Genomic DNA, 12,802 nt, shown 5'->3' on the forward strand with positions numbered 1-12,802 from the left:
AAGAGAAAATTTATGACACAAGAAACAGATATAAAATTAAACAACAAAGAAATCGAACGCTATGCACGCCACATCATTTTGCCTGAGATTGGTGGTGCAGGGCAACAAAAGCTAAAAACAGCACGTGTTCTTGTTGTAGGCGCGGGTGGTCTTGGTGCTCCTGTCTTAACCTATTTGGCTGCCGCAGGTGTTGGAACCCTTGGAATTGTCGATAACGACATCGTTTCACTTTCCAATTTACAACGCCAAGTTATTCATAAAACAAATGCAATCAACAAAAGCAAAACAGACAGTGCTGAAACCACTATAAAAGCAATAAATCCCCATGTTGTAGTTAAAAAACACACCCTACGCTTAGATAAAAGTAATGTGGATAAACTGCTCAATGCTTACCACATCATTGTTGATGGAAGTGATAATTTTACCACACGCTATCTTCTCGCTGATCACGCTGCCCAATGCAAAAAACCTTTAATAAGCGGTGCTGTAGAACGTTTTAATGGCTCATTAACGGTCCTTATGCCGTATAAAGACAATAATCCTCACTATCGCGATTTATTTCCCACCCCTCCAGCTCACGGGACTATCCCAACATGCGCTGAAACTGGAATCATCGGTGTTTTACCTGGCGTTATTGGGACCCTACAAGCAATGGAAGTTATTAAAATGATCACAAACATCGGAGAGCCATTAGTAGGAAAGATTCTTCTCTATAATGGATTATTAGCGCAATTTAATATTATTACTTATAAACGCTCAAATTATAAAGAAAATACCATAGTTATTAAGAAGCTTGGAGAATCATGATTATGTCCTCTCTTCCACTAATTTTTAGCACTCTCGCAATATGTATTGAAATACTAATTAATTTTATCGCAAGTCATCGAAACATTGTAACCAATGAAACCTATTAAATTTATCACAAATATGGCAAACCTTTTGTGAAAAAATAATTCTCTATAATGGATTATCAGCATAATTTCATGTCATCGTCTATAAATGGACAGAGACTCGTGGGAACGCAGCTGCTATCAGTATTCTTGTGTAAAAAATTTTCGACGTAGATAAAAATACAATCAGCAGAACTCTATTCAACTATTTTACTATTCACACATAAAAATTGTTTCACATGAAAGTGCTTACTTCAAACCATAACCTATAAATAAATAATTTAAGTCATATTTTAGTGATCGATACTATAAAAGGTTAATGATCTGTCCGTACATCTCTAACCTCAAGAGAAAACGTCTATTCATCGAGCATCATAAAATGCAGCTTAGGATTATTGCACGTATAAGAACAATCAATTGTCTCTGTTCATAAGAAAAATACATGGGACTTGATGTAAAAGTACATAGGGATTGATGTGTATAGAAGGATTGAGATAAACCTCATGGAGAGCTTTAATTACATAATTATTGCATTCAGAAGCAGAAAGCTGCGGCTCATGAATTGATAATCCTTCAGCAATAATTTCACAGACAAGTATATGTAGAAAAAGTGAAGCACACAAATCTTGAAAACCAATCCACAGACGACAGCGTAAAGAGTGCATTTTTATAAAAGATCTCTTTAAAATAAGCGAGTAAATATGCAATGTTAAATATGTTCTGTTTTGCGTGAGGGGCGTCCCCCCCTAACAAAACATCAATAAGAGCTCTTTTTATAAAACTGTGAAACTAAAATTACAAAAAAAATCAGACTTCTTTCTAAAATTAACATCTATGGTATAAGTTAATTTGGCTCGTTCGCTTTATTATTATCCATTGGTAAAGGAACAGGATGATCGGATAAACTGCGTAAATAAAGCAAGAGATCGGCACGATCTTGGTCATTTTTAATTCCACGAAAAGACATAATGGTCCCAGGAAAAGCTTCACGTGGAGAATGTAAATAACGATCTAACGTTACAAAATCCCATTTTTGATCAGAATGAGCACGTAATGCCCGTGAATAAGCAAAACCTGCTGCTGATGCCAAAGGGCGGTTAACAATCTCCCAGAGAACTGGACCAACACGCCCTGCTTCATTGCGTCCAGATGTGTGGCATATGGCACATTGGCGAAAAACTTTACGGCCATTTTCAAAATTGCCTTGTTGAAGGCGGCTATTTAGTGATAGGGAAACATCAGGTGCTTTTTGTTTTTCTTGAAATATATCATTCTTGGCAACTGTATGATGATATTGGACTGATGTAGGATGATCGTAAACTATATTGCTGAGTGTGAAAATCCCCACAATAGCGACCAGCACACATAAACAAGCACAAATAAAATAAATAAATCTCGAGCGATTCATAAAAACTCAAATGTTCACGATTTTATTACCATTTTTAGTTTAAGCTTTTTCTTTATAACACACAACATCTTCTTTATAACACACAACATCATAAATGCATCACAGATGACATTGGGAATCTTACAATGGCTCTTGAAACAATTATTCTTATTCCTGCCCGTATGGGCTCAACCCGTCTTCCTCAAAAAGCTCTCGCTGAAATTGGCGGAAAACCGATGATTGTTCATGTCGCAGAACAAGCCAAAAAAGCTGGAATAGGACGTACAATCGTTGCAACAGATCATAATGATATCGCTAAAGCTGTTGCAGATTATGGGCATGAATATATCATAACACGAGGTGATCATAAGTCTGGATCTGATCGTATTTATGAAGCTTTAGTGCGCATTGATCCTGAACAACGCTACAACGCCATTTTAAATATACAAGGTGACTTACCAACAATCATGCCTCGTGAAATCATTCGTGCGCTACGCCCTTTAGAAAATAGCTTTACTGATATTGCAACCTTGGGTGCCAAAATCATTGAAGAAAATGAAACAAGAGATCCCAATGTTGTCAAAATCATTGGTACACCGCTTTCTCAAAATCGCCTTCGTGCTCTTTATTTTACGCGCGCCAAAGCACCTTATGGAGAGGGTCCTCTTTATCACCATATTGGAATATACGCCTATAGGCGCGAAGCACTTGAGAAATTTGTATCATTCAAACCCTCACCACTTGAGAAACGTGAAAAACTTGAACAATTACGTGCATTAGAAAACAATATGCGTATTGATGTGGAAATAGTCGATACAATTCCCTTAGGTGTAGACACACAACATGATCTCGATAGAGTTTGTGAGATTTTAGCATGAAAATACTTAAAAAAACCAATAAAATTTCTTTCCAAGGAGAATACGGCGCTAATTCCCATATTGCTTGCTCCAATATGTTCCCCAATATGGATGCTGTTCCCTCTGCTACTTTCGAAGACGCCCTTAATTTAGTGGAAAGCGGGAAAGCTGATCTTGCTATGATCCCTATTGAAAATACCCTTGCGGGACGCGTTGCAGACATTCATCATCTTTTACCACAATCATCTCTTTATATTATTGATGAATATTTTTTACCTATCCATTTTCAACTCATGGTTTTGCCCGGCGTTACACATGACGAAATTAAAACCGTCCACAGCCATACGCATGCCCTTGCACAATGCCGAAAAATCATACGAAACAACGGTTGGAAACCTGTTGTTTCTGCTGACACCGCTGGAGCTGCAAAATTTATTAAAAAAAATGCTAAACGTTCACAGGCTGCCTTAGCACCTTTAATCGCAGCAGAACTCTATGGACTTGATATTATTGAAAGAGATGTTGAAGATAACCCTCATAATATTACCCGTTTTGTCATCCTTTCACGCTCCAAACGACATGTCCCCAAACCTCAAAATGGCGAAAAAATCATCACCAGTCTTCTTTTTCGAGTGCGCAATGTCCCCGCTGCTCTCTATAAAGCTATGGGAGGATTTGCAACGAATGGTATCAATATGACAAAATTAGAAAGCTATCAAATTGGTGGAAATTTCAATGCAACACAGTTCTTTGTTGATATTGAAGGACATCCTGAAGACCCGATGATGAAACTTGCCTTAGAAGAATTATCTTTCTTTTCTGCAGAACTGCGTATTATCGGTACTTATCCAGCACAAAACGATCGAACATCGTATATATAAAAGCAATTAAGCTGCTATCATTTTTTGTTGATATCAAAAAGCATCGTAAAAATTTCATAATGCAACGCATCTTGAAAGGGCTCATTTTTTCTACTCAACACCCTTCATAAACACTGAAGAAGAAAAAACAGCTCGTAATAGAATATATAAATTATTTTCATAATATTTTCTCACAAATTATATCATGATAAACCGCAATTCAACTCGTATAAAAACCAGTGTAAAAAAACACAGTAACCAAAAATAAAAACGCTTGTACCATCTATTTCCCTTTATATATTCAAAGAGAGCCTCTTGAGAAAAGTCATTTCCTCTGACAATATTCCAATAAAGATAACGAACTTCTAAATTAGCTCTCAAAACAATTCAAATTATTATACATAATAGAGCATTCGAATCTTTTAGATTAATATCATTCTAAACATGGTTTAAAACTAGAAAATGCAACTTAGCCCTGATTTTAGCGTTAAGTTTGAACTTGTATCTTTATAAAAACTGATTTATGATTCACCTCACGTTAGAAAAAAGGAGAGGATAATGAAAAAAGTCTTCACGCGAGGATTATTAGCCGCAAATATTCTCGCCTACTCTAGTGTTGCATTTGCTGGCTTTGGTGAAAAAAAATGGAATTTTGCGCGGGATGAAAGTGTTGTGATCACACCATCCTATACATTCCAGCAAGGAGTTGAATACTCTTGTAATACCTTTAAACCGAAGAAAGTATCCTTTACTTTATCATACTCTGCCCCTTCTGATTTAAACAAATTGAGAATTTTTGTTGATGATGAAAAGAAAATAACCCATGATAAAGAAAAGAAAATCTTTACCCTAAAAAATATAAAATCTCTTCATATAAGTTTTCCTTGGTCAGGACATTATATTTTTAAAAATATTACGAACAAAAAAGTTGTTGGAACAGATTGTGACACAGGAGGTTATGATTAACAATATTTCTATAACATCTAAATTTGAGTAGAGTTATTCTTTTTTTCAGGTGTTTTTTTCAAAATACGGCATAATGAGCTATTAAAACTAATCGCTGAAGAGGTATTTTATCCTAATATGACAAACCTTAAGCTGCTTATAAGGTTAGATATTAAAGAACTTTTGCGAAAACTAAAAGACTAAACTTAAATTGTTCTGTATTTTCTACTATCAGAACTATTTTTTTAATAAGAATATAACTTCTATCTTCGCAACTGCTTTATTTTAAGTAATATAAAGCACACCATACCCAAATCACTTAGATAAACAGAAAAGTAAAATTTGCTCTACAGATGCATTCCTCTCTGCACTTTAAGTCGTACTCATTCAGCTTTTTATAAAAATTATCTCGCTTTTCCCTCCTTATTAAAGAATATAATTATCTGAAACTATAAAATGTCGCTTATATCGAATAAGAACCATTTTTATGCTTATAAAATCAGTACCCCCTTATTTCTATAGCGTTTAATGTTGCATCTTCTCTTGCATGAGTACAGTCTCTTAAAAATATATGAAACCTTTTTCTCAAATAATGAAAATTCATATATTGATCCATCTTGTGATAAACATCAATGTTTTTTAATTAAAAGAACAAGCACGCAAAAAAAGAGCGATAACATCTACTCAGTATTTATATACGTTAAAAGAAAAAATATTACATATTTGATATTCTCATTCACTATAGAAATGAGGTGGTTCTCTTATAAGATATTTAATATATTGACTTATCATTATAAGAGTTCGATTTTTTATACTGAATTACAACCACAAATAAAGTAAGATCCTCCCATCTTAAATCTCATATTGAATCAATTAAAATCATTTCCTTGAAAGTTACAAATGGGAGTGATGTGTGAGTAAAAACGATTAAAAAAGGAATAAAAATGCTTCTTATAAAGCCTCTCAAGTGCAAGGGATCGCAACATTGGGAGTTGTTAAGTAGTATGAGGGCTAAAATTTATACTTTGTATTAAGCATAAAGAGGGTAGCGCAACAATAGATTTATAACTCAAGGGAAGCATGTATACTATTTATGAGTGGCGTTTGAAATATAGTTAAGAGTATTGAGCAATCGCTCTTTAAAAAACCTGTGAATGTATAACATTAAATGTATTCTGTTTGGGATGTTCTGTTTTGTATAGAGGAGCAACATCATTAAAGCAATATTTTATAATTATTTAAATAGCACTCTTCCCCCTAACTTTCGCATGTTAGCCAATTACATGATCTATATACTTTATTTGCTTCTTTAACTGTTGTAAATTTTTGATGATCCAATTTCGTAGTTTTAGAACAGATGTATCTATCCTAAAACTCTTACATGTTTCAGCGAATGAGATAATTATACATTCAGACTATCTTAAGCGAAAAAATATTTTCATACCAAATAAATATGCAGAGCTACTGCTATAAAAACTGGTAAATCCACAATCTCTTTGTTGTTTATATATCAATAAATTAAATGCAAAGGAAAATTCTTCGTCGTTCTTAGGATATTTTTCGTTTCTGATCTTGATTTTTCATTCCAAATCGACAATATGAGCTTGGGAGGTTGGTGGTGGACGAACTACTCGCCAACTGGGTCAGGTCTGGAAAGAAGCAGCCCCAACGAGTTCTGGTACGGGTCATCGTTCCAACCTCCTATTTTGCTGAAAAAATTATTTTTTATGCTGTCTTTTAGCGAGGTATTTTTAATCTTCAGAGCAGCATTTGTATGCAGTAAATAAAGGGGTTTTGTTATTTTTAAACAAATTGTCCCATAAATAATTTGATTAAGAAAAAATCCTTTTATATGAGACTACAGTATTGATCTATGCTTTTGTATTATCAAAATGTACGCATAAAGAACTTCGAAGTTGGAAATACTCATGGAAAATTTACCGGTAGAAACAGCCTATCGTGTTCTTGCTCGTAAATATCGACCCCAAAACTTCTCTGACCTCATTGGTCAGGAAGCTATGGTGCGTACTCTCACCAACGCCTTTGAAAAAGGTCGTATTGCACAAGCGTGGATGTTAACAGGGATTCGTGGCGTAGGTAAAACCACAACAGCACGTATTTTGGCACGTGCACTTAATTATAAAACAAAAGATATTGACCAACCAACAACTGTATTGGACTCTCTTGGTGAACATTGCACACAAATTATCGAAGGACGCCATATTGATGTTATAGAAATGGATGCCGCTTCTCATACGGGCATTGATGATATTCGTGAAATTATTGAACAAATACGCTATCGTCCTGTTTCTGCACGCTATAAGGTTTATATTATCGATGAAGTACATATGCTCTCAACACAAGCCTTTAATGGTTTATTGAAAACTCTTGAAGAACCACCTTCCCATGTGAAATTTATTTTTGCCACAACAGAAATTCGCAAAGTTCCTATTACAATTCTTTCGCGTTGCCAACGTTTTGATTTACGACGTATTGACTCAAAAGCTTTGAGTGCACATTTGCGTCAAATTGCGAAATATGAAAAGGTAGAAGTAGAAGATCAAGCACTCTCTATGATTGCCCGTGCTGCAGAAGGATCTGCACGTGATGCATTATCCATTTTTGATCAAGCAATCGCCCATAGCAATGGCAATGTTAATGCTATTGCGGTGCGTACAATGTTAGGATTAGCGGATCAAGCACGTATTATTGATCTTTTTGAATTTATCATGAGGGGCGATGTTGTCAATGCGTTACATGAATTACGCAGTCAGTATGAAGCAGGTGCTGATCCTCTTACTATATTGACAGAACTAGCCGATTTTAATCATCTGGTCACACGTTTACGTTTTACACCGGAAATAGTGGAAGATTTTTCTCTGACTGAAGAACAACGTTTAAGAAGTTTAGACTTTTCAAAAAAACTTTCCGTTCCTGTTTTATCCCGAAACTGGCAAATGTTACTCAAAGGTTTACAGGAAGTTAATCAAACTGCACGTCCTCTTCAAGCCGCTGAAATGCTTTTAATTCGTCTTGCTCACACGGCTGACTTACCAACTCTTGATGAGGCTTTAAAAAAGCTTACGCAAGAAAAAACGCCTCTCACACTGGTTCAAAACTCTTCTCATCAAGAATCTACAAATGCAAATAATATAACAAAAGAAACAATGGTCGGAGCCCATGCTTCCTCGAGCGTTTCAAATACATTAGCCGATCAATCAGATTTAAAAACATCTTTGAAAAACCAATTAGATCATTCCTTACAACTAGAAAATTTAGTTAAAAATCAAAACCATGACAAAATCAGCGCTCAAGAAGTAACAGAAATTCTAGAAACTTCTCAATCTACTGATCTTTCTGAAAAGATTGCAAATTCATCGTATTCTGTCATGCAAAAAACAGAAAAGATTACTGAACCTAAAACTCTCGTGATTAATTCTTTGCATGATATTGTTCAATTAGCCGAACAGCATAATGACGTTCCTTTCAAACTCCTTGTTAAAGAATTTGTTCATCCTGTTTCTTTTGAAGCTGGGCATATTACCTTGAGACTTTCTGAAAATACCCCACAATTTCTTGCTCATGATATAGAAAAAAAGATATCTCAATGGACTGAAAAACGCTGGACAATAACTTTTGTTAATGAAGGAGGTGGCCCAACCTTACAGGAGGAAAGTATAGCGATTCAAAAGACTCTTTTTTCCAATGCAGAAACAGATCCTGATATCGCGAAAATCCTCAATCATTTCCCAGAAGCAAAAATTGTCGATATTCGACTTAATAAAGAAGAAAATGATCTTGATTTACTCCCCAATACCTTTAAAAATGCTGATATTTTTAAAAATAAAAATGATATCAATGATGAATAAGGATACCTATTCCTATGCGTGAAATGATGAGCATGATGAAAAAAGCCAAAGAAATGCAAGAAAAAATGCAGAAGATTCAAGAAGAAATAGCTAATCTGCAAGCTGTGGGCACTGCAGGGGGTGGTCTCGTCCATATCACTTTAAATGGCAAAAATATTATAACAGCAATTCAAATTGATCCTTCATTACTCAAACCTGAGGAAGCTGAAATTCTTGAAGATCTCATTATGGCAGCTTATAATGAAGCAAGAACAAAAATCGAAGTCGCAATAGAAGAAAAAACCAAAAGTATGACGGCAGGGCTACCACTCCCATCAGGTTTCAAGCTTCCATTTTAATGAAACGGATTTTTCCCGTGGGACAAAAATATGTCTAAATACATTGCAGGACCTGAGATTGAACGTCTCATTCAGATTTTATCACGGTTACCAGGTCTTGGTCCACGTTCAGCGCGTCGTGCTGCGCTTCATCTTATCAAAAAAAAAGAGACATTGCTAGAACCTTTAGGAGCAGCTATACAATTAGCTATAGAAAAAGTCGGCATTTGTTCTGTTTGTGGAAATGTCGATACCATTGATCCTTGTTCAATTTGTACAGATTTGCGCCGCGATGATACAACAATCATCGTTGTTGAGGATATTGCTGATCTGTGGGCTCTTGAACGCGCAAAAACTTTAGCCGCACGTTACCATGTGTTGGGTGGACGACTCTCCCCCTTAGATGGAATAGGTCCTGACGAACTCAACATTGCCACCTTAATACAGCGTGTTGTACAAAACCCTATTACGGAGATTATTCTTGCTGTAAATGCGACTGTCGAAGGTCAAACAACTGCTCACTATATCACTGATCAGCTTTCTAATTTTCCAGTTAAAATTACGCGACTTGCTCATGGTGTCCCTGTAGGAGGCGAGCTTGATTATCTTGATGACGGAACTTTAGCAGCAGCTGTACAAGCAAGAACAAATCTTTAAAAATTTCTTTCTCTTACTTGTTATCTCGTTTTATTTACTATCATTTCTTTTTATGGGGAAAATATCCAAGTGATAAAGAAAAAACTCTCACTTTTAAACGACTTTGGTCCTGGTATTCTAGTATGTTTACTCATATCAGCCTTAGCTTATGGCTTAGAAGTCGTAGAAAAACAGCTTTTTGGACAAGCATGGCTTGAAAGCCTTGTTTTGGCAATTCTTTTAGGATCGATTATCCGTAGTTGTTTTCCTTTGCCAACATATTTTCAAAAAGGTATCACCTTTTGTGCAAAAACACTTCTCGAAATTGCTATCGTTCTTCTAGGAGCAAGCATTAGCATTAACGCAGTCCTTTCAGCTGGCTGGAATTTGCTTGCTAGTATCATATTCGTGATATTCGTAACGATTATCCTGAGCTTTGCCATCGGCCGACTTTTCGGGCTTTCTACACATTTGGCAATGCTGGTCGCTTGTGGGAATGCTATTTGTGGCAATTCAGCTATTGTTGCCGTTGCACCTGTCATAAAAGCAAAACATGACGATGTAGCCGCGTCAATTGCCTTCACTGCTCTTTTAGGAATTCTTATTATTTTATTTTTACCCTTTTTACATCCATCTCTGAATTTGTCATTTAGCCAATATGGTGTGCTTGCTGGCATGGTTGTGTATGCTGTACCACAGGTTTTAGCAGCAACAGCATCTGTCTCTTTTCTAAGTGTTCAAATTGCAACAATTGTCAAATTAGTACGGGTTCTCATGTTAGGCCCTGTTATTTTTACTCTATCAATCATTTATCGCCGATCAGCACAAACACGCTTGCGTTTACATACCCTCGTCCCATGGTTTATCATTGGCTTTATTATCATGATGCTTGTTCGCTCAAGTGGTCTTATCCCTGAAAAGGCTATCAATCCCATCAAATTTATTGCCCAATTGTTTACTGTTATCTCAATGGCTGCACTAGGATTAGGTGTTGATATCCGATCACTAAAAAAAGCAGGATGGCGCGTCATTTTGGCTTCAACCTGCTCCATAATTATTCTCGGTATTTGTAGCCTTATCATGATACAATTGAATGATTTAAATCATATAACATTTTAAATGTACATTGATTATTATTTTTTCAACGTAGTATGCAATCAACCCAAAGTCCTCCTTATTATTAAAATCAGTTCTTTCATAAACCAGAAAAAATTCTAAAATACTGCTCATTATTCTATACAAAAAATTGAAAGAGCTGATATTTAAGTGAAAACTGTTAAATTTGCTTTTCAGTCCATAATGATTTGCAACGGGGTAGTATCGAAATACGTAACTCATGCAAAACAATGCCATTTCTTTCATCTGCTCTCATTACGCTGAGGTTTTTATATAAAGACGGATAAAATATATTTTTATTTGGAAAAAATGTGGGGTCATAACTTTTCCTCTTTTAAATTACTTTTACTTACTATGTAATACAAGTGGCATCATCGTACTATTTGATAGCTTAAAAGTTGTGACAATCCTTACATTTAAACGATTCGTGAAAGGAGTTTTTATTCTTTTCTTCAACAGTTTTGATTCATACGCTAACTCCGCTTGTAATATACAAGCTAATAACTTTAATTGTTTCACCATAAGTAGACTTAAAATAAGAGAATCTTACAATACTCAAGGTACTCATTCAAAAAGTGATAAAAATAAGGATTAAATCAACATCTCGTTCTATCCCATAAAAAGATATTGTTGCTTATTGGCACTAGTAACTTTCTTACAAATGAAATATACGATAATGAAAAGATTAAAAATACAGCAGGACTTTTATTTATCGTTTTATTCAACTAAAATATTTTTATGCTTATCCTTGCTATAGATACTGCTTCAATTTATTGTGCTGTTGCGCTTATTCGTCATAAATCTGTTATTGCGCGTATCAATGAGCGCATGAACAAAGGACATGCTGAAAAACTTATTGGGCAGATTACACAAATAATGAAACAAGCCAATATGACGCTTGATCAAGTTGAGCGTATTGCTGTCAATATTGGACCTGGATCATTTACTGGTGTACGTGTCGGTGTTGCAACAGCGCGCGCTTTGGCATTAGCACTTGAAATACCTGCTGTTGGAGTGAGTGCTCTTGAAGCGTTAGCAGCACAAGTCATAAACAATAAAAGTACAGCATCGGCAATTACTGTTGTCATTGAAGCAGGGAGAGGGATGTTCTACCATCAAAATTTTCATAATGATCTCACACCTTTGGGAGAGCCGGGATTAAAAACAATTGAAAATATCCTCGAAGATTTGCCCAAAAAAACCCGACTGACTGGCCCAGCTGCTGATGTCGTTGTGGAGCATATTAAAAACCATAAAATATACGAAAAAATTGTCCTAGAAAAAATCCCCTGCGAAGCGGCCGATATTGTAAACTATGCTTATCTTGCTGCAAACAAACAATCAAAAAATTCACCTCGCCCACTCTATCTACGCAGCGCTGATGCAAAACAACAAACCAATTTTGCTTTACCACAAAAAAAATAATGCCCAAATTTTCATTGACAAAAAAGAATTTTGGAATTGCTCCGCTACAAGTTAATGATAGTGCTTCTCTTCATCAAATTCATCAGCATTGTTTTACCCCTTCTTGGGAAAAACAAGCTTTTGATAATTTCTTAACAGATCACTCTATCTTCGGATACAAAGCTTTTCTCATTGATCACTCTGATCAAATTTTAGGCTTTTGCCTATGCCGTCTCATCCTTGATGAAGCAGAAATCATCACAATTGCTGTTCATCCTCATTATCGTCAAAAAGGAATTGGTACCTTTCTTATCGATCGTACAGTTCACCATCTTCACGACAAGGGCGCCATAAAATTATTCTTGGAAGTAGAAGCCACAAATCTTTCTGCTTTGAACCTTTATCAACGCTTTGAATTTCAAAAAATTTCTGAACGTCTTGCCTACTACGCGTCAAAAAATGGTTGTGGTGATGCAATTATCATGCAAAAAACTTTTAAGCAAATAGATTGAGATTTGTGT

General features: G+C 35.6%; 11 protein-coding genes and 1 other RNA gene. 11 read left to right on the forward strand and 1 reads right to left on the reverse strand.

Features of this window, described 5'->3' with window-relative positions; translation table 11 throughout:
- The first annotated feature begins 12 nt into the window (after positions 1 to 12).
- Entirely contained in the window at positions 13 to 807 is a 795-nt protein-coding gene (locus ACFIQC_RS03870; protein WP_375613322.1) for a molybdopterin-synthase adenylyltransferase MoeB, read from the forward strand.
- Positions 808 to 1,734: 927 nt separating this feature from the next.
- Here ACFIQC_RS03870 and ACFIQC_RS03875 read toward each other — a convergent pair.
- Positions 1,735 to 2,298 carry a c-type cytochrome gene (locus tag ACFIQC_RS03875; protein ID WP_375611798.1) on the reverse strand — a complete coding sequence of 188 codons (564 nt, stop codon included), beginning with the start codon at positions 2,296 to 2,298 and terminating at the stop codon, positions 1,735 to 1,737.
- A gap of 125 nt (positions 2,299 to 2,423) precedes the next feature.
- Here ACFIQC_RS03875 and ACFIQC_RS03880 point away from each other — a divergent pair, with 125 nt between their 5' ends.
- The 10 genes from ACFIQC_RS03880 (at position 2,424) to rimI (ending at position 12,793) form a co-directional block, all read left to right on the forward strand.
- Positions 2,424 to 3,155 carry a 3-deoxy-manno-octulosonate cytidylyltransferase gene (locus tag ACFIQC_RS03880; RefSeq protein ID WP_375611799.1) on the forward strand — a complete coding sequence of 244 codons (732 nt, stop codon included), beginning with the start codon at positions 2,424 to 2,426 and terminating at the stop codon, positions 3,153 to 3,155.
- Positions 3,152 to 4,015 carry a prephenate dehydratase gene (locus tag ACFIQC_RS03885; protein WP_375611800.1) on the forward strand — a complete coding sequence of 288 codons (864 nt, stop codon included), beginning with the start codon at positions 3,152 to 3,154 and terminating at the stop codon, positions 4,013 to 4,015. The genes ACFIQC_RS03880 and ACFIQC_RS03885 overlap by 4 nt, the downstream gene beginning before the upstream one ends.
- A 537-nt stretch (positions 4,016 to 4,552) precedes the next feature.
- The gene (locus ACFIQC_RS03890; protein ID WP_375621204.1) at positions 4,553 to 4,960 is read left to right on the forward strand and encodes a hypothetical protein; all 408 of its coding nucleotides are present in this window, start codon (positions 4,553 to 4,555) and stop codon (positions 4,958 to 4,960) included.
- Between the two features lie 1,586 nt (positions 4,961 to 6,546).
- Positions 6,547 to 6,644: signal recognition particle sRNA small type (gene ffs / locus ACFIQC_RS03895), an RNA gene on the forward strand.
- 223 nt (positions 6,645 to 6,867) lie between these two features.
- Positions 6,868 to 8,808, forward strand: coding sequence for a DNA polymerase III subunit gamma/tau (locus ACFIQC_RS03900; RefSeq protein ID WP_375621203.1), 1,941 nt, complete (start codon positions 6,868 to 6,870; stop codon positions 8,806 to 8,808).
- A gap of 14 nt (positions 8,809 to 8,822) precedes the next feature.
- Positions 8,823 to 9,146 carry a YbaB/EbfC family nucleoid-associated protein gene (locus ACFIQC_RS03905; RefSeq protein ID WP_375621202.1) on the forward strand — a complete coding sequence of 108 codons (324 nt, stop codon included), beginning with the start codon at positions 8,823 to 8,825 and terminating at the stop codon, positions 9,144 to 9,146.
- Positions 9,147 to 9,176: 30 nt separating this feature from the next.
- Positions 9,177 to 9,782, forward strand: coding sequence for a recombination mediator RecR (gene recR, locus ACFIQC_RS03910; protein WP_375639473.1), 606 nt, complete (start codon positions 9,177 to 9,179; stop codon positions 9,780 to 9,782).
- Positions 9,783 to 9,851: 69 nt separating this feature from the next.
- The gene (locus ACFIQC_RS03915; RefSeq protein WP_375621200.1) at positions 9,852 to 10,880 is read left to right on the forward strand and encodes a YeiH family protein; all 1,029 of its coding nucleotides are present in this window, start codon (positions 9,852 to 9,854) and stop codon (positions 10,878 to 10,880) included.
- Positions 10,881 to 11,615: 735 nt separating this feature from the next.
- Positions 11,616 to 12,302, forward strand: a complete 687-nt coding sequence (gene tsaB, locus ACFIQC_RS03920) for a tRNA (adenosine(37)-N6)-threonylcarbamoyltransferase complex dimerization subunit type 1 TsaB (RefSeq protein WP_375621199.1) — start codon at positions 11,616 to 11,618, stop codon at positions 12,300 to 12,302.
- Positions 12,302 to 12,793 (forward strand): ribosomal protein S18-alanine N-acetyltransferase, encoded by a 492-nt coding sequence (gene rimI, locus ACFIQC_RS03925; protein ID WP_375706768.1) that lies wholly within the window; start codon positions 12,302 to 12,304, stop codon positions 12,791 to 12,793. Before tsaB ends, rimI begins: the two co-directional genes overlap by 1 nt.
- Positions 12,794 to 12,802: the final 9 nt, after the last annotated feature.

The sequence above is a fragment of the Bartonella sp. AA126HLJHH genome (genome assembly GCF_042197425.1).
In the GTDB taxonomy this organism is placed as follows: Bacteria; Pseudomonadota; Alphaproteobacteria; order Rhizobiales; family Rhizobiaceae; genus Bartonella.

What these genes read in the sequence shown, in the direction of transcription:
- ACFIQC_RS03870 (WP_375613322.1), top strand. Translation starts at nt 13, where the DNA reads ATGACACAAGAAACAGATATAAAATTAAACAACAAAGAAATCGAACGC.
- ACFIQC_RS03875 (WP_375611798.1), bottom strand. Translation starts at nt 2,298, where the DNA reads ATGAATCGCTCGAGATTTATTTATTTTATTTGTGCTTGTTTATGTGTG.
- ACFIQC_RS03880 (WP_375611799.1), top strand. Translation starts at nt 2,424, where the DNA reads ATGGCTCTTGAAACAATTATTCTTATTCCTGCCCGTATGGGCTCAACC.
- ACFIQC_RS03885 (WP_375611800.1), top strand. Translation starts at nt 3,152, where the DNA reads ATGAAAATACTTAAAAAAACCAATAAAATTTCTTTCCAAGGAGAATAC.
- ACFIQC_RS03890 (WP_375621204.1), top strand. Translation starts at nt 4,553, where the DNA reads ATGAAAAAAGTCTTCACGCGAGGATTATTAGCCGCAAATATTCTCGCC.
- ACFIQC_RS03900 (WP_375621203.1), top strand. Translation starts at nt 6,868, where the DNA reads ATGGAAAATTTACCGGTAGAAACAGCCTATCGTGTTCTTGCTCGTAAA.
- ACFIQC_RS03905 (WP_375621202.1), top strand. Translation starts at nt 8,823, where the DNA reads ATGCGTGAAATGATGAGCATGATGAAAAAAGCCAAAGAAATGCAAGAA.
- recR (WP_375639473.1), top strand. Translation starts at nt 9,177, where the DNA reads ATGTCTAAATACATTGCAGGACCTGAGATTGAACGTCTCATTCAGATT.
- tsaB (WP_375621199.1), top strand. Translation starts at nt 11,616, where the DNA reads ATGCTTATCCTTGCTATAGATACTGCTTCAATTTATTGTGCTGTTGCG.
- rimI (WP_375706768.1), top strand. Translation starts at nt 12,302, where the DNA reads ATGCCCAAATTTTCATTGACAAAAAAGAATTTTGGAATTGCTCCGCTA.